Below are 17,101 nucleotides of genomic sequence, written 5' to 3'. Positions count from 1 at the left end.
ACCCCGCACCCCCCACAGAAGCGCATAGCGTGCGCTCCGCCACGGCGCGACCGGGGCGCGCGGCGGGGAGGGAATCCATGACAGCGATACGTGCACGGTCCCACGTGGGAGAGACGGCAGCGGCGCACGGCCCCGTCGGGGGCGTGTTCGCTGCTCGGGGGCGCCACCGCAAGCCACGCCCCCGCAAGGTGCTGCTCGCCGTCGGCGGCCTCGCCCTGGCAGCGGGGGTCCTCAGCCTGCTCCGGGTCACCCCGCACTCGGGTGTCGGGGCCCCGGGCACGGCGGAGGCGGAACCCCGGCTCGATCCGGGCGGCGGCGCAACGGGCCGCGCGGCCACCACCGCCGCCGCGCCCACCGCCGTACCCAGGGCACTGCCCACGGCACTGCCCTCGGCGACCTCGGTCATGGGCGGCAGGGGCCCCACACCGGCGACCAGCGGGTCTTGGTCCGTCACTCCCGGTGTGCCGACCGCGCCGTCCAACGACGCCGTCGTACCCACCACCATCCCGACCGGAGCCCCGTCCACACCGGACAGCACACCGCGTCCCGCGCCAACGGCATCGGCCCCGCGCCCGGTGGCCGCGAACTCCACGCCGGCCACGACCACAACCGCGGCCACAACCGCGGCCCCGACGCCCGACCCGAGCCCGAGCCCGACGAGTCCCGATCCGGGCGGGGTGTGCCTTCCGCTGATCGGCCTGTGCGTGGACCTCCTGGGCATCGGCGACCAGTAGACGGCGGCGTGCCCGGGCTGAGCCCAAGCAGGGCTCAGCAGCGCTGAGGGCGGGACAGCCGGGGCAGAGTCAGGACGGGGCGTTCCGACGGGCCATCAGCCAAGGTTCGACGACGCCGAGCCCACGCACCGGGCGCTGCCACATCGGCTGGAGCGCGAAGCGGTACGCCGGCGGCTCCTCGCCCTCCTTCTCGGCTGCCGCCACGGCCTCGGCCGCCGCCGCCTCGGAGGCTGGCGCCTCACCACTGCGGATCAGTTCCTCGGCGAACGCGCTGTCCACCAGCACGGCGTCGCGCGGCGCTATCGAGGTCAGCCGGGAGGCCAGGTTCACCGTCGTACCGAACACGTCACCCATCCGGGTCGTCACCGTGCCGAACGCCATGCCGACCCTCAGCTCCGGCATGGTCTCGTCGTTCGCCAGCGTCTCGACCAGCCGCAGCGCGATGTCGGCGGCGAGACCGGCGTCGTCCGCCGCGTAGAGCACCTCGTCGCCGAGGGTCTTGATGAGCCTGCCGCCGCGCGCGGCCACCAGGTCGGCGGCGGTCGTCTCGAAGGCCTCGACGAGTTCGCCGAGTTCCTCCTCCTCCATCCGGCGGGTCAACCGGGTGAACCCCACGAGGTCGGCGAAGCCGACGGCCAGGCGCCGGTCGACCATCTCCTCGTCGTCCCCAGCCTGCACGACGCGCCCGGTGGCCGCGGCCAGTTGCCGGCGCCAAACGTAGACCAGGAACTCCTCCAGCTCCGGCAGCAGCAGCTCGACCAGCGGATACGTCACCTCAGTGCGGGTCATACCAGGCTCGGGAGGCTCGGTCAGGCCCTCCAGGAAGGAATCGATCTGCCACTCGGCCAACCGGGCGGTGGTCTGCCCCGTGGACCGGGCCACCTGAACCGCCATGGCCTCGCTCAGCAGCCCCGCCTCCACGAGGCCGGCCAGACGGCGCAGGGCGAGCACATCGGCCTCGGTGAGGGCCTTGGCCTGGCCGATGTCCGCGAAGCCCATGGCCCGCCAGAACCGGGAGGCCAGCTCCATGGAGACACCGGCGCTGCGGGCCGCCTGGAACGGGGTGTAGCGGCGCTCGGCGCCCAGGATGAGCTGTTCGAGGCGCAGGGCCAGGGGGTCCTCATCGGTATCGGGGGCTTGCGGATCCACCCGGCCGTCCGCGTCCGCGCCGGAGCCCGTGTCGTCGACGGTCACGCCTGTTGCCCTTCCGATCTGCCGCGGTCAGGTATCGACCGGCCTCAACTCTACGGCAGGTGTGCGCCAGCTCACTCCGTCGGGTTCGGCCGGGGACGCGCCACTCGGCACCGGTCAGTGGTGCCGAAAGCCGCTGCGTGCGCTCCCCGGTTGCATGGCGCCCTCCGGGCCACGGCCCGGTTCCCAGGGCGCCGACCGCCGTATCCGGCGATGGGTCCATGGTGGCTCGCCACGCGGTCGCCCGCACCCCGTCGCACCGTGTCCGGCCGGCCAGGGCACCGCCGCACGACCGTCGCGCTCACGCTGGGCGCAGATGCACGACGTCTCCCGCTCCCACCGGTTCTCGCGCGCCCTCCTCCGTGGCGATGACCAACCGCCCGTCGCCGTCCACCGCCACTGCTCGTCCCACCAGGGCCCGGTCTCCCGGCAGCTCCGCCCGCACCAGCCGGCCGAGCGTGGCACACCCGGCCGCGTAGACGTCGTGCACCCCACTGGCGCCGGGGTCGCCGCCAGCCGCCCGCCATCGCCCGTACCAGTCCTCCAGCGACCGCAGCACGGCCCGCAGCAGCGGATCCCGGTCCGTGCCCACCGCCCCGGCCAGCGCCAGCGAGCCTGCCAGCGGCACGGGCAGTTCCTCCGTGCGCAGCGTGACGTTGACGCCGACGCCCACCACCACGCCGTCCTCGCCCGCCCGCTCGGCCAGGATGCCCCCCGCCTTGCGTTCCTCCCCGCCCACGGTCACCAGCAAGTCGTTCGGCCACTTCAGTGCCGTATCGACGCCCGCTGCCCGGGACAGTCCGGTCGCCACCGCCACGCCCGTCAACAGCGGCAGCCAGCCCCAGCGGGCCACCGGCACCTCGGTGGGTTTCAGCAGCACGGAGAAGAAGAGGCCGGACCGCGGCGGTGCCGTCCACCGGCGATCCAGGCGGCCCCGGCCCTGCGTCTGCTCCTCCGCCACCAGCACCGCTCCCTCCGCGGCCCGGCCGGCCGCCGCGCGCGCCACCAGGTCGTTGTTGGTGGAGCCGGTGCGCTGGACCACCTCGATCCCGGACCACAGCCCTCCCTCGCGCACCAGAGCCCGCCGGAGCGCTGCCGCGTTCAGCGGTGGACGGTCGAGGTCGGACCAGCGGCTGCCGTTGTCGTCTGCTGCATCTCGGGGCGTCATGCAAGCCACCCTAGGTGTGGTAAACGACGCAGTGCTGATCGATAGGCCCGCCACTACTCTACGGATGAGTAACCGTCCCCCCTTTTGAGCAGGCAGGGAGCCGCATCCCGATGTCCGAGCCGGAAGAGCGTCAAGAGATCCAAGGGATCGACATTCACACCACCGCGGGCAAGCTCGCGGACCTCCAGCGGCGCGTCGACGAAGCGACGCACGCCGGCTCGGCACGCGCCGTCGAGAAGCAGCACTCCAAGGGCAAACTGACGGCCCGCGAGAGGATCGAACTCCTACTCGACGAAGGCTCGTTCGTCGAGCTGGACGAGTTCGCTCGGCACCGCTCCACCAACTTCGGGCTGGAGCGCAACCGCCCGTACGGGGACGGGGTCGTCTCCGGGTACGGAACCGTCGACGGACGGCCCGTGGCCGTGTTCTCGCAGGACTTCACCGTCTTCGGCGGCGCGCTCGGCGAGGTCTACGGCCAGAAGATCGTGAAGGTCATGGACTTCGCGCTGAAGACCGGCTGCCCCGTCATCGGCATCAACGACTCGGGCGGCGCCCGCATCCAGGAAGGCGTGGCCTCCCTGGGCGCCTACGGCGAGATCTTCCGCCGCAACACCCACGCCTCCGGTGTGATCCCCCAGATCAGCCTGGTCGTGGGCCCCTGCGCGGGCGGTGCGGTGTACTCCCCGGCCATCACCGACTTCACGGTCATGGTCGACCAGACCTCGCACATGTTCATCACCGGCCCGGACGTCATCAAGACCGTCACCGGCGAGGACGTGGGCTTCGAGGAGCTGGGCGGCGCCCGGACCCACAACACGGCCTCCGGTGTGGCCCACCACATGGCCGGGGACGAGAAGGACGCCATCGAGTACGTCAAGCAGCTGCTGTCGTACCTGCCGTCCAACAACCTCTCCGAGGCGCCGGCCTTCCCGGAGGAGGCGGACCTCGCCGTCAACGACGAGGACCGAGAGCTGGACACCGTCGTGCCGGACAGCGCGAACCAGCCGTACGACATGCACACGGTGATCGAACACGTCCTGGACGACGCCGAGTTCTTCGAGACGCAGGCCCTGTTCGCACCGAATATCCTGACCGGTTTCGGCCGGGTCGAGGGCCACCCGGTGGGCGTGGTCGCCAACCAGCCGATGCAGTTCGCCGGCTGCCTCGACATCGACGCGTCGGAGAAGGCCGCGCGGTTCGTACGCACCTGCGACGCCTTCAACATCCCGGTGCTGACCTTCGTGGACGTGCCGGGCTTCCTGCCGGGTGTCGACCAGGAGCACACCGGCATCATCCGGCGCGGAGCCAAACTGATCTACGCCTACGCCGAGGCCACCGTCCCACTGATCACCGTGATCACTCGGAAGGCCTTCGGTGGCGCCTACGACGTCATGGGTTCCAAGCACCTGGGCGCCGACCTCAACCTGGCCTGGCCGACCGCCCAGATCGCCGTCATGGGTGCCCAGGGCGCGGTCAACATCCTGCACCGGCGCACCATCGCCGAGGCGGCGGGGAAGGACGACGCCGCCGAGGCCACCCGTGCCCGGCTCATCCAGGAGTACGAGGACGCACTCCTCAACCCCTACGTCGCGGCCGAGCGCGGCTACGTCGACGCGGTGATCATGCCGTCCGACACCCGCGGCCACATCGTCCGCGGCCTGCGTCAGCTGCGCTCGAAGCGGGAATCCCTGCCTCCGAAGAAGCACGGCAACATTCCCCTCTAGCCCTGTCGGACCCAGTCCCGGCCGATCGATAGGAAGCCGTCATGACGATCAAGGTCGTACGAGGCAATCCGACCCCGGAGGAGCTGGCCGCCGCCCTGGCGGTGGTCCGCGCACGCGCCGCGGTGGCAGCAGCCCTGCCGCCCGGCGCGCAGGGCCCGCGAGACGCGTGGTCCGACCCGGCCCGAATCGCCTCCGCCCATCTGCCCATGCCGGGCCCGGCGTCCTGGACCCGCACCTACTGGCCCAGCTGAGCGCGCCGTCCCCGGGTACCGGGGAGTCAGCCCGGAGGCTCGACGCCGGGCGGCAACTTGAGTACCCGTACTCAGGCGCCGTCCGGCACCACGGCCGCACGCTGGTGGAATGCTGTGGTCCGACCCGGAGAACGAGCCGTCCCCGGAACTGCGCGACGCGCAGAGAATGCTGCGGCGGCTCGGCTTCCTCATGGCCCTGGCCATGGTCCTGATCATGATCGTGATCGGTCTGAGGTGAGTCCTGCGCCACCACGCGACTAACCTGACGGCATGACTGCCAAGCGCCGCAGGCGACTCGTGCTCGCCTCCCAGTCCCCCGCTCGGCTCGGCCTGCTCCGGCAGGCAGGCCTCGCGCCCGAGGTGATCGTGAGCGGAGTCGACGAGGACGCCATCACTGCCCCCACCCCGGCCGAGCTGGCACTCGCCCTCGCCGAGGCGAAGGCTTCGGTCGTGGCGGCGAAGCCGGAGGTGCAGGGTGCCCTGGTGATCGGCTGCGACTCGGTGCTGGAGTTGGACGGGCAAGCGCTCGGCAAGCCCGCCGACGCCGAGGAGGCCACCGCCCGCTGGAAGGCGATGCGCGGACGGGCGGGGACCCTCCAGACGGGGCACTGCGTCTGGGACACCGAGAGCAAGCGCTTCGTGTCGGGAATCGCCTCCACCGTCGTCCGTTTCGGCGAGCCGAGCGACGAGGAGATCGCCGCGTACGTCGCCTCCAGCGAGCCGCTCTACGTCGCCGGTGCCTTCACCCTGGACGGCCGTTCGGCACCGTTCATCGAGGGCATTGACGGCGACCACGGCAATGTGATCGGCATCAGCCTGCCCCTGGTGCGCAAACTCCTCGCAGAACTGGGTGTGGGCATCACGGAGTTGTGGACACCGGCGGGATGACCCCGGCGGGGACGAGCCCCGCTCCCTCGCCGTCGTCCCGCTGCTCGCCGGCACGGTCCTCCGCCGGCTGCCCACCTTCGTCCAGCCGTCCGCCGGAGCGCCCCTCGGGCCCCCGGTCCCCGGGTGCGTCGGCGCCACGTGCCGGGAGGGCGGACCGGCCCGGCCCAGCCGTCGGCCCGGCCTCGGTCAGCGGGCCGCCACCCGCTCCGGCACCACCGCCAAGAGCCGCCGCCTCCGGGCCGTCCGCGCGGTCGTAGGTCATCAGCAGCAGGACGATCAGTCCGAGGACCACCACCAGGAACAGGAACGCCGTCCAGCCGACCAGACCCCAGGCGAACGCGCCCAACATGCCGTGCACCACGGCCGCGCTGATCAGCAAGACACGGCCGAGGCCGGCTGGGGGACGGTTGCGGATGGCGACCAGCAGCGCCACCAGGGCGCACAGCGCGAAGTAGAGGCCGAAGACGACCGCGCCGATCTTCGCGGACCTCGACATGACGTCGGGGTCGAAACCGGCCATGGACATCTTCTGCCGGTCGATGACCACACCGAGGAACCAGTTCAGCGCCGCGACGCCGAGCGCCTCGGCGAGGAGGACGACCGCCACCACCCACGCCACCGGTCTGCGCACCACCGGTTCTCACCCACTCCCCAGCCAGTGATCGTCACCCAGGTGCGCGCCCGTCGTCCGACGCCCCCCGAGGGGCCCTTCGGACCGCGGCGCCTTCTTTGGTCACCGCGAACGCTACTAACGGGTAAACCTGGGGACAAGGGTTCACGCAGCAGCAAAGAATCATTGGGCCATTCGTAGGGACTCGACAAAGAAACGGAGTGGGCCGCAGCACGCCACCACAGAGACCTTGACCACACGAGAGGGCTAGGGTTTCCCGGAGGAGTCCTGCGTACCCAGGTGCGACAAGGACCTCCACGGGTCGAGCGAGCCTCGAATCACGCTCCGTGTGGGCAAGCTCACCATTGGGGACGGGTCGAAGTGCCGTGTCGGCAGTCCCTAAACTCGGCTTGTTTCAAGGAGGGAGCCTCAATCGTGCGCAAGGTGCTCATCGCCAACCGTGGCGAAATCGCTGTCCGGGTGGCCCGGGCCTGCCGGGACGCCGGGATCGCGAGCGTGGCCGTGTATGCGGACCCGGACCGGGACGCTCTGCATGTCCGGGCCGCGGATGAGGCGTTCGCCCTGGGCGGTGACACTCCGGCCACCAGCTACCTGGACATCGACAAGGTACTGAACGCGGCACGCGAGTCCGGCGCGGACGCCGTCCACCCCGGCTACGGTTTCCTCTCGGAGAACGCCGACTTCGCGCAGGCCGTCCTGGACGCGGACCTGATCTGGATCGGCCCGCCCCCGCACGCCATCCGCGACCTGGGCGACAAGGTCGCCGCCCGGCACATCGCCCAGCGTGCCGGCGCCCCTCTGGTCGCCGGCACCCCCGACCCGGTCAGCGGCGCCGACGAGGTCGTCGCCTTCGCCGAACAGCACGGCCTGCCCATCGCCATCAAGGCCGCCTTCGGCGGTGGCGGCCGCGGGCTGAAGGTCGCCCGCACCCTGGAAGAAGTCCCGGAACTCTACGAGTCCGCCGTCCGCGAGGCGGTCGCCGCCTTCGGCCGCGGCGAATGCTTCGTCGAGCGCTACCTCGACCGCCCCCGGCACGTGGAAACCCAGTGCCTGGCCGACAAACACGGCAACGTGGTCGTCGTCTCCACCCGTGACTGCTCCCTGCAGCGCCGCCACCAGAAGCTCGTCGAGGAGGCCCCCGCCCCCTTCCTCACCGGCGAACAGACCGCCGAGCTCTACCGCGCTTCGAAGGCCATCCTCAAGGAAGCCCGCTACGAAGGTGCCGGCACCTGCGAGTTCCTCGTCGGCCAGGACGGCACCATCTCCTTCCTGGAGGTCAACACCCGCCTCCAGGTCGAACACCCGGTCACCGAGGAAGTCGCCGGCATCGACCTGGTCCGCGAGATGTTCCGCATCGCCGACGGCGAGGAACTCGGTTACGACGACCCGCCCCTGCGCGGCCACTCCTTCGAGTTCCGCATCAACGGCGAGGACCCCGGCCGCAACTTCCTGCCCGCCCCTGGCACCGTCACCACCTTCCACGCGCCCTCCGGCCCCGGCATCCGCCTGGACGCCGGAGTGGAATCCGGCTCGGTCATCGGCCCCGCCTGGGACTCCCTGCTCGCCAAACTGATCGTGACCGGCCGCACCCGAGAGGAAGCCCTCCAGCGAGCCGCCCGTGCGCTCAACGAGTTCCACGTCGAGGGCATGGCCACCGCGATCCCCTTCCACCGCGCCGTCGTCAAGGACCCCGCCTTCGCCCCCGAACTGACCGGCACCAGCGATCCCTTCACCGTCCACACCCGCTGGATCGAGACCGAGTTCACCAACGACATCAAACCCTTCACCGCCCCCGCCGACACCGAAGCGGAGGAGGACGCCACCAGCCGTGAGACCGTGGTCGTCGAGGTCGGCGGCAAGCGTCTGGAAGTCTCCCTTCCCGCCTCGCTCGGCATGTCTCTGGCCCGCACCGGCCTCGCGGCAGGCGCCAAACCCAAGCGCCGCGCGGCTAAGAAGTCCGGCCCCGTCGCCTCCGGCGACACCCTCGCCTCACCCATGCAGGGCACCATCGTCAAGATCGCCGTCGAGGAGGGCCAGGAAGTCAAGGAAGGCGACCTGGTCGTCGTCCTGGAAGCCATGAAGATGGAACAGCCCCTCAACGCGCACAAGGCGGGCACCATCAAGGGACTCAACACCGAGGTCGGCGCCTCCATCACCTCAGGCGCCGCGATCTGCGAGATCAAGGACTGACGGCAGGAGTCCGAGTGCCGCCCGGTGGACCAGCTGGTCTGGTCCACCGGGCGTTTCCGGTTCCGGTGCGCTCCGGCAAGGGCGCACGCCGTGCCGGTGCGCGGCTCCGCGGCCCGAGCACAGGCGACCACCTGCCGTCCGCGCCTCCGTGCTCCTCGCCCGCGCGACGGCTGTGAGCCGCACGGGAAGAGGCCTCTTCGCCCTCAACGCCGCCGGAGGTCGGCGACACGCCCCCGCTCGGCCCCGGCGGGCTGTTCCCCCAGCACGGAAGCCGTACGCAGTGCGCCCCCGGGCGCCTGCCCGCGCCGAGGCCCGGGCAGGCCCCGCTGCTGGCGCGCCGCCGGCACCGGTTCGCCCCTCTGGTTCCCGCTCCCCCCGGCCACGGCGATCTGCACCCCTTGATCGGCAAGAGCCTGCAGCTCCGTTGCGGCACGGTCATCGTGGGCCAGGGGCTCGTCGGTGACCAGGCGGGTGATGAGGTCCGTGGGCACGGTCTGGAACATCGTGTCCGTGCCCAGCTTGGTGTGGTCGGCGAGGACCACCACCTCCGCGGCGGCCTGCACCAGGGCCCGGTCGACGGACGCGGAGAGCATGTTGGACGTGGACAGCCCGCGCTCGGCGGTGAGCCCGCTCCCGGAGAGGAAGGCCTTGGACACGCGCAGCCCTTGCAGGGACTGCTCGGCGCCGGAACCGACGAGGGCGTAGTTGGAGCCCCGCAGGGTGCCACCGGTCATCACGACCTCCACCCGGTTGGCATGGGCCAACGCCTGTGCCACCAGCAGGGAGTTGGTGACGACGGTCAGTCCGGGCACCCTCGCGAGCCGACGGGCCAGCTCCTGCGTGGTGGTACCCGCACCGACCACGATGGCCTCGCCTTCTTCGACGAGACCCGCGGCGAGGTCGGCGATGGCCGTCTTCTCGGCGGTCGCGAGATGCGACTTCTGTGGGAAACCGGACTCCCGGGTGAATCCGCCCGGCAGTACCGCACCGCCGTGCCGGCGGTCAAGGAGTCCTTCTGCCTCCAGTGCGCGCACGTCCCGTCGTACGGTCACTTCGGAGGTCTGGACGACGCGGGCGAGTTCACGGAGCGACACGGCCCCGTTCGCTCGCACCATTTCGAGGATCAATTGGCGACGTTCAGCAGCGAACACGAAACTGACAGTAACCCCAGCGACCGAGTGCTTTCAGCGGTTTGCGCTGAATAACAGAAGTTGTTCGCATGGCGGAGTGGGAAGTGGTATAGGACCCGCCCACCCCGACTATGCCGGGCGCACACCCGACGCCCCCCGGTGACCAGCGGGAAGTCGGACGGACGGTCAGCCTTCGCCGCTTGTCTTACGCGTGTGCAGCTGCCGGGCGACCTCTGCGATCGACCCCGAAAGGGAGGGGTACACCGTGAATGCGTTCGCGATCTGTTCGACGGTCAGATTGTTGTCGACGGCGATCGAGATGGGATGGATCAGTTCCGAGGCGCGCGGCGCCACGACCACACCACCGACGACGATGCCCGTGCCGGGCCGGCAGAAGATCTTCACGAAACCGTCTCTGATGCCCTGCATCTTGGCACGCGGGTTGCGTAGCAGGGGCAGCTTGACGGCCTTGGCGTCGATCTTGCCCGCGTCCACGTCCGCCTGGGTGTAGCCGACGGTGGCGATCTCGGGGTCGGTGAAGACGTTGGACGACACGGTCTTCAGGTCGAGCGGGGCCACCGTCTCGCCGAGGAAGTGGTACATGGCGATGCGTCCCTGCATGGCGGCGACCGAAGCGAGGGCGAACACACCGGTCACGTCGCCGGCCGCGTACACGCCCGGTGCCGTCGTCCGCGAGACCTTGTCGGTCCAGATGTGCCCTGACTCGCGCAGCTTGACCCCGGCCTCCTCCAGACCCAGCCCGACGCTGTTGGGAACGGCGCCGACGGCCATCAGGCAGTGCGAGCCGGTGATGACGCGCCCGTCGGCCAGGGTGACCTCCACCCGGTCGCCGACCCGCTTGGCGGACTGCGCGCGGGAACGGGCCATGACGTTCATGCCGCGACGGCGGAAGACGTCCTCCAGCACGGCGGCGGCGTCCGGGTCCTCGCCCGGCAGCACGCGGTCGCGCGAGGAGACCAGGGTGACTCTGGACCCCAGAGCCTGATAGGCGCCGGCGAACTCGGCACCGGTCACACCGGAACCGACCACGATCAGCTCTTCCGGCAGCTCGGTGAGGTCGTAGACCTGGGTCCAGTTGAGGATGCGCTCGCCGTCCGGCTGGGCGTCGGGCAACTCGCGCGGGTGGCCGCCGGTGGCGATGAGGACGGCGTCGGCGGTGAGGGTCTCCTCGGTGCCGTCGGCGGCGCTGACGACGACCTTCCGTGACCCGTCGAGTGCCTGCATGCCGTCCAGCCGCCCGCGTCCGCGCATGACCCGGGCGCCGGCGCGCGTCACGGACGCGGTGATGTCGTGCGACTGGGCGAGCGCCAGGCGCTTGACCCGCCGGTTGACCTTTCCCAGGTCCACGCCCACTACCCGGGCCGACTGCTCCAACGGCGGGGTGTCGTCGGCGACGATGATCCCCAGCTCCTGGTAGGAGGAGTCGAAGTTGGTCATCACCTCGGCCGTGGCGATGAGCGTCTTCGACGGCACGCAGTCGGTCAGTACCGACGCTCCGCCCAGACCGTCGCAGTCGACGACGGTCACCTCCGCGCCGAGCTGGGCGGCCACCAGCGCCGCTTCATATCCGCCGGGTCCGCCACCGATGATCACGATCCGAGTCACGTACTCCATTGTCCCGCACGTCCCGAGGTGCTGATGCCCGGGGGCGCACGACGGCCCCCGCCCGCCGGAACGAGTTCCCCCCTGAGGTGGGAACACGTCTTCCGGGGACGGAAGTGTCACGGGTTTTGGCTGCCGTACCCTCTCTCCATGTCGCTCTATGCCGCGTACGCCGGCAACCTCGACGCGCGCCTGATGTCGCGCCGCGCTCCGCACTCCCCGCTGCGCGCCACCGGCTGGCTGAACGACTGGCGGCTGACCTTCGGCGGCGAGCAACTGGGCTGGGAGGGGGCGCTGGCGACGATCGTCGAGGATCCGCTGGCGCAGGTCTTCGTCGGCCTCTACGACATCGCACCCCTGGACGAGGAGTCGCTCGACCGGTGGGAGGGCGTGGGCCTCGGCATCTACCGCCGCGTGCGCGTGCGCGTGCACACCCTGGACGGCGAGGAGTCCGCCTGGACCTACGTCCTCAACGGCTACGAGGGCGGTCTGCCGTCGGCGCGCTACCTGGGCGAGATCGCCGACGCGGCAGAATCCGCCGGGGCGCCCCACGACTATGTGATGGAACTCCGCAAGCGTCCCTGCTAGCCAACCCCTCTGCGGCTTTCCCACACATTCGCCCCCTCTTTGTGGAAAACAACAAGACAACGAACGCAATCCAGTGACGTCTGTCATCTACGCGCGTAGGCGAAGACCGGTTACCCTCGTCGGCGTGAACGCATCTCTTCTTCCGGACGACATCCAGGGCGATCCCTACGCCGCCGCCGACGCCGCCGCCACGCGCCTGCGCGCACTCACCGGCGCCGAGACCCACGACGTCGCCCTCGTGATGGGCTCCGGCTGGGCTCCGGCCGTCGACGCCCTGGGCGCACCCGACACCGAGTTCCAGGTCACCGAGCTGCCCGGCTTCCCGCCGCCGGCCGTCGAGGGGCACGGCGGCAAGATCCGCTCGTACTCCTTCGGTGACAAGCGCGCGCTGGTGTTCCTGGGTCGCACGCACTACTACGAGGGCCGCGGCGTCGCCGCCGTCGCCCATGGCGTGCGCACCGCCGTGGCCGCCGGCTGCAAGACCGTGGTGCTCACCAACGGCTGCGGCGGCCTGCGCGAGGGCATGCGCCCCGGTCAGCCGGTGCTGATCAGCGACCACATCAACCTGACGGCGACCTCGCCGATCGTCGGCGCCAACTTCGTCGACCTGACGGACCTGTACTCGCCCCGCCTGCGCGCCCTGTGCAAGGAGGTCGACCCCTCCCTGGAGGAGGGCGTCTACGCGCAGTTCCCCGGCCCGCACTACGAGACCCCGGCCGAGATCCGCATGGCCCGTGTCATCGGTGCGGACCTGGTGGGCATGTCCACGGTGCTGGAGGCCATCGCCGCGCGCGAGGCGGGCGCCGAGGTGCTCGGCATTTCCCTGGTCACCAATCTGGCCGCGGGCATGACCGGCGAACCCCTCAACCACGAGGAGGTCCTCCAGGCGGGCCGTGACTCGGCAGCCCGCATGGGTCAGCTGCTGGCCCAGGTACTGGGTCGGATCTAGCAGGGTCCAGGCGGACCCGCCGGAGACAGCGACCAGCACAGGGTCCGCAGCGGACGGCCACCGGCGGACGCTGCTGCACGGGCGAGCGCGGGCACGCCCGGCCGGTGCCACAACCGCCACCGACGTGGCCCCGGCATCGGGCGGCTGGGGGCGCAGGGTGCGCCGCCAGTGGCCGCGGGTGCTGTTGCGGCACTACGCGAACAACACAGACAACGCAGACAACGCGAACAACGCAGATAACGCAGATAACGCAGACAAAGCGGATGGCCGGGTACGGGGGAGCCGCGAGCGGGCCACAGACGCTGACGGCGGCGGCAAGGGCGTTCCCGTGGGCTCTCCTCCCGGCCGACCGGGTCGGGCGGCGAGCGGCCGGGCAGAACAGGAGTCCGGGGGCGAAGACTCCGGACGACCAGGCAAACACAGGAGAGGTTGATCCCAGGTGCACGACGATCTCATCGCCCGGGCCAAGGCATGGCTCGCCGAAGACCCCGACGCGGAGACCCGTGACGAACTCGCCAAGCTGATCGACGCCGGCGACGTCGACGAGCTGTCGGCACGCTTCAGCGGCACCCTCCAGTTCGGCACGGCCGGTTTGCGGGGCGAACTGGGCGCTGGCCCCCTGCGCATGAACCGTTCCGTCGTCATCCGCGCCGCGGCCGGCCTCGCCGCGTACCTCAAGAAGAAGGGGCAGACCGACGGAGTCGTCGTCATCGGCTACGACGCCCGCCACAAGTCGGCCGACTTCGCCTGGGACACCGCCGCCGTGATGGCCGGCGCCGGTCTGCGCGCGGCCGTGCTGCCGCGCCCCCTGCCCACCCCCGTGCTGGCCTTCGCCATAAGGCACCTGGGCGCGGTGGCGGGCGTGGAGGTCACCGCCAGTCACAACCCGCCCCGGGATAACGGCTACAAGGTGTACCTCGGCGACGGCTCGCAGATCGTGCCGCCCGCCGACGCGGAGATCGCCGCCGAGATCGAGGCGATCGCCTCCCTGAACGACGTGCCCCGCCCCGTCCTGGGGTCCCCCCGGTGGAGCGACACCGAGAGCGGAGGAGGCTGGGAGACCCTGGACGACGCGGTACTCGACGCCTATCTGGCCCGTACGGACGCTGTCGTGGCCGATGGCTCCCCGCGCACCGCACGGACCGTCTACACGGCCATGCACGGCGTAGGCAAGGACGTCCTGCTCGCCGCGTTCGCCCGGGCAGGCTTTCCCGAGCCGGTGCTGGTCGCCGAGCAGGCCGAACCCGACCCGGACTTCCCGACGGTCGCCTTCCCCAACCCGGAGGAGCCGGGGGCGATGGACCTGGCGTTCGCGCAGGCCCGCGCCACCGCCCCGGACCTGGTCATCGCCAACGACCCCGACGCGGACCGCTGTGCGGTTGCCGTGCGGAACGGGGACGACTGGCGGATGCTGCGCGGCGACGAGGTCGGCTCGCTGCTCGCCGCCCACCTGGTCCGCCGTGGCGTGACCGGGACCTTCGCCGAGTCGATCGTCTCCTCGTCGCTGCTCGGCCGGATCGCCGAGAAGGCGGGACTGCCCTTCGAGGAGACGCTCACCGGCTTCAAGTGGATCGCCCGCGTGGACGGCCTGCGCTACGGCTATGAGGAGGCCCTCGGCTACTGCGTGGACCCGGAGGGCGTGCGCGACAAGGACGGCATCACCGCCGCACTGCTGATCACCGAGCTGGCGTCGGTGCTGAAGGAGGAGGGCCGTACCCTCCTCGACCTGCTCGACGACCTCGCCGTGGAGCACGGCCTGCACGCCACCGACCAGCTTTCGGTCCGGGTGCAGGACCTGTCACTGATCGCGGACGCGATGCGCCGCCTGCGCGAACAGCCCCCGACCGAGCTGGCCGGCCTGCCCATCACCCGCGCGGAGGACTTGTCCCGGGGCACGGACACGCTGCCGCCCACGGACGGCCTGCGGTACACCCTCGACGGCGCCCGCGTCGTCGTACGTCCGAGCGGCACCGAGCCCAAACTGAAGTGCTACCTGGAGGTCGTCGTGCCGGTTTCCGCGCACGCCGAGCTGCCCGCCGCCCGTGCTCGCGCGACCGAACTGCTGACGGCCGTCAAGCGCGACCTCTCGGCAGCCGCCGGCATCTGACACTCGGTCGGGGTGTCAGATGGCGGCGGCCTAAACACCCCGACCCGTCCTGTAGGGGCCCAAGGAGCGGGCACGCCCCCGCCGGGCCGCTCGGGCCCGGCGGGCGCCCGGGCGATCCGCCCCTCAGCCCACCGCCAGCAGGACTGCCAACAGCACAGCGCCGACCACCGTCGGCGCAACCACTTCATAGGCCCAGCGGACCGTCGTCCCGCCCTGCGCCGTCTCCGCCCCCGCGCGCTGTTCCAGGAGTTCACGCAGGTCGTACATGGCCTGGTCGGTGTGCGCCCGGGCGGGCACGGGCACGGTGCCGCGCGGGGCGAGGCCGTCTGGGGTGCGCCCGCCGCCCCGGGCGGCGTCCGACGCCGCCCGCTCCTGGCGGCGTGCCGCCTTGTTGCGGGCGCGCGGGGAGACAGGGATGGCCCACAGCTGGTACTTGGTGCCGGACTTGGCGACGACCTCGTTGGTGTAGCTGGAGCGCAGCGCCGCTACTTCGCCCCAGGGCAGGGTGATCACCCGGAAGGGGTTGCGGATGCGCAACCGGTCGTCGTTCGCAAAGACCGCCGGGCGCAGCGTGAAGCCGACCACCAGCGGGATGACCAGGATCATCCCGGCGAGCGCCAGCCATGGCGCACGGCCGTGGGCGCTGAACAGCGCGTCCAGGCCCAGCCAGCCGACGATCGCGAGCAGCAGCACGCCGGCCAGGAGTGCCAGGGGCGAGCGGTAGATCCGGTCTTTGGCGAGGGGTGCCGGGGGCCGTGGCGCGGGTGACTGATGGTCCGGGGTGGTCATGGCCCCGATTCTGCACGACACCGGTACCGATGCCCCCACACGCCCCTGGCCCGGCGCTCATCCGTGATCTCGGTATGAGGGATGAGCACCTTCTGGCACTCGGGGCTGTACAGCCGCTACGCGCGTAGATATGCTCGTCTGGTGACCATGCCCACTACCGCACCCACAGCATCCTCGCCCCCTGCTAAGCGCGTGGGCGGGACCCCCATCGCCGACGTCACCGCGTCCAACAGCACGCTGCGCCGTTTCCTGCACGGACTGCCCGGCGTCGACGCGGTCGGCCTGGAGGCGCGCGCCGCGTCTCTGGGCACCCGTTCCATCAAGACCACCGCGAAGGCGTACGCCATCGACCTCGCCATCTCGATGGTCGACCTGACGACGCTGGAAGGCGCGGACACCCCGGGCAAGGTCCGGGCCCTCGGCGCCAAGGCGGCCCACCCCGACCCCACGGACCGTGCGACCCCGACGACGGCCGCGGTCTGCGTCTACCCCGACATGGTGGCCGTCGCCAAGCAGGCCGTCGCCGGCAGCGGCGTGAAGGTCGCCTCCGTCGCCACGGCCTTCCCGGCCGGCCGCGTCGCCCTGGACGTGAAGCTGGCCGACGTCCGCGAGGCCGTCGACGCCGGTGCCGACGAGATCGACATGGTCATCGACCGGGGCGCGTTCCTCTCCGGTAAATACCTGAAGGTGTACGACGAGATCGTCGCCGTCAAGGAGGCCTGTGGGGACGCCCGGCTGAAGGTCATCTTCGAGACCGGAGAGCTGTCGACGTACGACAACATCCGGCGGGCGAGCTGGCTGGGCATGCTGGCGGGCGCCGACTTCATCAAGACGTCCACCGGCAAGGTCGCCGTCAACGCGACCCCCGCGAACACCCTCCTCATGCTGGAGGCGGTGCGCGATTTCCGCGCCCAGACCGGCGTCCAGGTCGGTGTGAAGCCCGCCGGCGGCATCCGGACCAGCAAGGACGCGATCAAGTTCCTCGTCCTGGTCAACGAGACCGTCGGCGAGGACTGGCTGGACAACCACTGGTTCCGCTTCGGCGCCTCCTCGCTCCTGAACGATCTGCTGATGCAGCGCCAGAAGCTGGCCACCGGCCGCTACTCCGGCCCCGACTACGTGACGGTGGACTGATCCA

General features: G+C 71.1%; 15 protein-coding genes and 1 pseudogene. 10 read left to right on the top strand and 6 right to left on the bottom strand.

Annotation, left to right across the window (positions count from 1 at the left end; translation table 11 throughout):
* The first annotated feature begins 77 nt into the window (after window positions 1-77).
* Window positions 78-734, top strand: a complete 657-nt coding sequence (locus LK06_RS20875) for a hypothetical protein (protein ID WP_234367462.1) — start codon at window positions 78-80, stop codon at window positions 732-734.
* Window positions 735-803: 69 nt separating this feature from the next.
* Here LK06_RS20875 and LK06_RS20870 read toward each other — a convergent pair whose 3' ends face one another.
* Window positions 804-1,928 carry an adenylate/guanylate cyclase domain-containing protein gene (locus LK06_RS20870; RefSeq protein ID WP_039652981.1) on the bottom strand — a complete coding sequence of 375 codons (1,125 nt, stop codon included), beginning with the start codon at window positions 1,926-1,928 and terminating at the stop codon, window positions 804-806.
* 298 nt (window positions 1,929-2,226) lie between these two features.
* On the bottom strand, window positions 2,227-3,093 hold the full coding sequence (locus LK06_RS20865; protein ID WP_039652979.1) for a biotin--[acetyl-CoA-carboxylase] ligase: 867 nt from the start codon (window positions 3,091-3,093) through the stop codon (window positions 2,227-2,229).
* Window positions 3,094-3,203: 110 nt separating this feature from the next.
* Here LK06_RS20865 and LK06_RS20860 point away from each other — a divergent pair, with 110 nt between their 5' ends.
* The 4 genes from LK06_RS20860 (at window position 3,204) to LK06_RS20845 (ending at window position 5,956) form a co-directional block, all read left to right on the top strand.
* Window positions 3,204-4,817 (top strand): acyl-CoA carboxylase subunit beta, encoded by a 1,614-nt coding sequence (locus tag LK06_RS20860; RefSeq protein WP_039652978.1) that lies wholly within the window; start codon window positions 3,204-3,206, stop codon window positions 4,815-4,817.
* A gap of 41 nt (window positions 4,818-4,858) precedes the next feature.
* On the top strand, window positions 4,859-5,068 hold the full coding sequence (locus LK06_RS20855) for an acyl-CoA carboxylase epsilon subunit (RefSeq protein WP_039652977.1): 210 nt from the start codon (window positions 4,859-4,861) through the stop codon (window positions 5,066-5,068).
* Between the two features lie 109 nt (window positions 5,069-5,177).
* A complete protein-coding gene (gene mmpB, locus LK06_RS34920; protein ID WP_086083424.1) occupies window positions 5,178-5,306 on the top strand; it encodes a morphogenic membrane protein MmpB in 129 nt (42 codons plus the stop codon).
* A 32-nt stretch (window positions 5,307-5,338) separates the two neighbouring features.
* Window positions 5,339-5,956: a Maf family protein gene (locus tag LK06_RS20845; RefSeq protein WP_086083422.1), complete on the top strand. Its 618-nt coding sequence runs from the start codon at window positions 5,339-5,341 to the stop codon at window positions 5,954-5,956.
* A gap of 160 nt (window positions 5,957-6,116) precedes the next feature.
* Here LK06_RS20845 and LK06_RS20840 read toward each other — a convergent pair.
* Window positions 6,117-6,590, bottom strand: a pseudogene (locus LK06_RS20840) (hypothetical protein); the annotation flags it as partial.
* Window positions 6,591-7,001: 411 nt separating this feature from the next.
* Between LK06_RS20840 and LK06_RS20835 the strand changes: the two are divergent.
* A complete protein-coding gene (locus LK06_RS20835; protein ID WP_039652976.1) occupies window positions 7,002-8,777 on the top strand; it encodes an acetyl/propionyl/methylcrotonyl-CoA carboxylase subunit alpha in 1,776 nt (591 codons plus the stop codon).
* Window positions 8,778-8,980: 203 nt separating this feature from the next.
* Here LK06_RS20835 and LK06_RS20830 read toward each other — a convergent pair whose 3' ends face one another.
* The gene (locus tag LK06_RS20830) at window positions 8,981-9,928 is read right to left on the bottom strand and encodes a DeoR/GlpR family DNA-binding transcription regulator (protein ID WP_071659222.1); all 948 of its coding nucleotides are present in this window, start codon (window positions 9,926-9,928) and stop codon (window positions 8,981-8,983) included.
* Window positions 9,929-10,093: 165 nt separating this feature from the next.
* Window positions 10,094-11,542 (bottom strand): NAD(P)H-quinone dehydrogenase, encoded by a 1,449-nt coding sequence (locus LK06_RS20825; RefSeq protein ID WP_039652972.1) that lies wholly within the window; start codon window positions 11,540-11,542, stop codon window positions 10,094-10,096.
* Window positions 11,543-11,680: 138 nt separating this feature from the next.
* Here LK06_RS20825 and LK06_RS20820 point away from each other — a divergent pair, with 138 nt between their 5' ends.
* The 3 genes from LK06_RS20820 (at window position 11,681) to LK06_RS20810 (ending at window position 15,174) form a co-directional block, all read left to right on the top strand.
* A complete protein-coding gene (locus LK06_RS20820) occupies window positions 11,681-12,118 on the top strand; it encodes a gamma-glutamylcyclotransferase family protein (protein ID WP_039652971.1) in 438 nt (145 codons plus the stop codon).
* 124 nt (window positions 12,119-12,242) lie between these two features.
* Window positions 12,243-13,067 carry a purine-nucleoside phosphorylase gene (locus LK06_RS20815; RefSeq protein WP_039652970.1) on the top strand — a complete coding sequence of 275 codons (825 nt, stop codon included), beginning with the start codon at window positions 12,243-12,245 and terminating at the stop codon, window positions 13,065-13,067.
* A 439-nt stretch (window positions 13,068-13,506) separates the two neighbouring features.
* Complete coding sequence (locus LK06_RS20810; protein ID WP_039652968.1) at window positions 13,507-15,174, top strand: phospho-sugar mutase; 1,668 nt, start codon at window positions 13,507-13,509, stop codon at window positions 15,172-15,174.
* 123 nt (window positions 15,175-15,297) lie between these two features.
* Here the strand turns inward: LK06_RS20810 and LK06_RS20805 are convergent, their stop codons facing one another.
* Window positions 15,298-15,963 carry a PH domain-containing protein gene (locus tag LK06_RS20805; RefSeq protein ID WP_039652967.1) on the bottom strand — a complete coding sequence of 222 codons (666 nt, stop codon included), beginning with the start codon at window positions 15,961-15,963 and terminating at the stop codon, window positions 15,298-15,300.
* 147 nt (window positions 15,964-16,110) lie between these two features.
* Here LK06_RS20805 and deoC point away from each other — a divergent pair, with 147 nt between their 5' ends.
* Window positions 16,111-17,097: a deoxyribose-phosphate aldolase gene (deoC, locus tag LK06_RS20800; RefSeq protein ID WP_039653204.1), complete on the top strand. Its 987-nt coding sequence runs from the start codon at window positions 16,111-16,113 to the stop codon at window positions 17,095-17,097.
* Window positions 17,098-17,101 lie beyond the last annotated feature (4 nt).

The organism is Streptomyces pluripotens, from assembly GCF_000802245.2.
Classification (GTDB): Bacteria; Actinomycetota; Actinomycetes; order Streptomycetales; family Streptomycetaceae; genus Streptomyces; species Streptomyces pluripotens.
This window is presented reverse-complemented; position numbering and strand designations above follow the sequence as displayed.